Raw genomic sequence first — 1,362 nt, 5'->3', positions numbered from 1 at the left:
ATCTCGGTGCCGGCCGGGTCGATCGGTGCGGCCCCGTCGGCGTCGAACGAGAACAGATCCAGTTGAGCGTCGGATTCGCTGCGGCGGGTTACTTTCCGGTTGCCGCGTGCTCGGCCACTCTCTCGTCGAGCTGGCTGGTGAACGATGGATACAGCGGGTGGCTCTGCGATGTCGGGTAGGGCTCGTTGTCCTCGATCCTCGCCGCTATCAGATGCGCTGCGTAGTAGAGGAACTGCACCGGTCGGCCCTTCCACAGTTGGTCCGTCAGCCGGTCCGCTTCCTTGTCCGGGTCCGCGCAGTTGAGCGGGTTGCGCCACCGCTCCGGATCGCTCTTGTGGACCTGAATCCGCGCCTGATCCCGTTCCGCTTCGGCTTCCGGGCTCTCCTGGTCCGGTGGGTAGGCCTCCATCTCCGGCGGGAGCTGGCCGTAGATCTCCTCGTTGATCACGAAGTCCGTCGCCTGCGCCCACGCCTGGTTGATCATCCCGACCTTCTCCATGTACGGGGGCGGCTGGCCGTTGTCGCGCATGTAGCGTTGCAGCACTTGCTGTTCCATGACGATCTTCATGTTGTCGATCCGCTCCGCGATTCGCTCGCTCTCGGTCTCGAGGAACGCCTGCTGATCGGTCGGACTCAGCTCCTGCGGGAGCCCCTGGTGCTCCAAGTAGAGCTTCATTATCTCCTGCGTTATCGGGTCGATCATGGGTGTCACTGTCCTCTGTCTCGGCGAACAAATCGAGTTGGAAATCGTCGGAATCTTTAACCACGGTGTGCGCTCCTGAAGTCGGGCGAGACGTCTGTGCGACCCGCACTGCCCGGGACCGGGCAGGGATCGTTAACGTCGTCGTCGGCCGGAGACGCACTCTCCGGCCACATCGGACCTGGTGGGTCTAGCCGGACCCACCAGGTCCCTTCGGTCGATCGAATCGGTAGTTGTGTCAGGCTCCACCCGAATCGTCAACATATCTTGACGAACCGGGTGGAGCATTCAGTCGAGCCCGTCGAACCAGCCCGCTGGGGGCAGAGTCAACGTTCGCCGCAGCGGCGGGGTCGCGACGTGCTTGTCTCTGCTGCACAGATACATCGGGCCACCGTCCGGATCGAGCAGTACGCGCAGCATCGGGTCCGCGTCGTGGATCCACCAGGCACTCGGAGCCCCGAGATTTTCGCTCGCCTCCGCGCCCTCCCACGCCAGCCACAGATCACGCAGGCGTCGCACCACTTCGTCGTGTCGCCACCACTCGGGACAGAACACCCGGCCGCTCTTACCGGCGGTGCCGCTGAGCTTGCGGGTGATCAGAGTCGCGAACCAGGTGTCGAACCAGTCGAACATCGACTCGTACTGCCGCTCCGGTGCCGACG

General features: G+C 64.0%; 2 protein-coding genes. Both read right to left on the bottom strand.

Going from position 1 to position 1,362, the window contains the following annotated elements; all coding sequences use genetic code 11:
• Nucleotides 1–88: 88 nt before the first annotated feature.
• The gene (locus A2J02_RS09915; RefSeq protein WP_068049680.1) at nucleotides 89–703 is read right to left on the bottom strand and encodes a hypothetical protein; all 615 of its coding nucleotides are present in this window, start codon (nucleotides 701–703) and stop codon (nucleotides 89–91) included.
• A 285-nt stretch (nucleotides 704–988) separates the two neighbouring features.
• Nucleotides 989–1,362, bottom strand: a 374-nt coding sequence (locus tag A2J02_RS09910) for a DUF4913 domain-containing protein (RefSeq protein WP_068049677.1), incomplete at its 5' end; no start/stop codon positions are given.

It is taken from the genome of Rhodococcus sp. EPR-147 (assembly GCF_001647185.1).
GTDB lineage: Bacteria > Actinomycetota > Actinomycetes > Mycobacteriales > Mycobacteriaceae > Rhodococcoides.
This window is presented reverse-complemented; position numbering and strand designations above follow the sequence as displayed.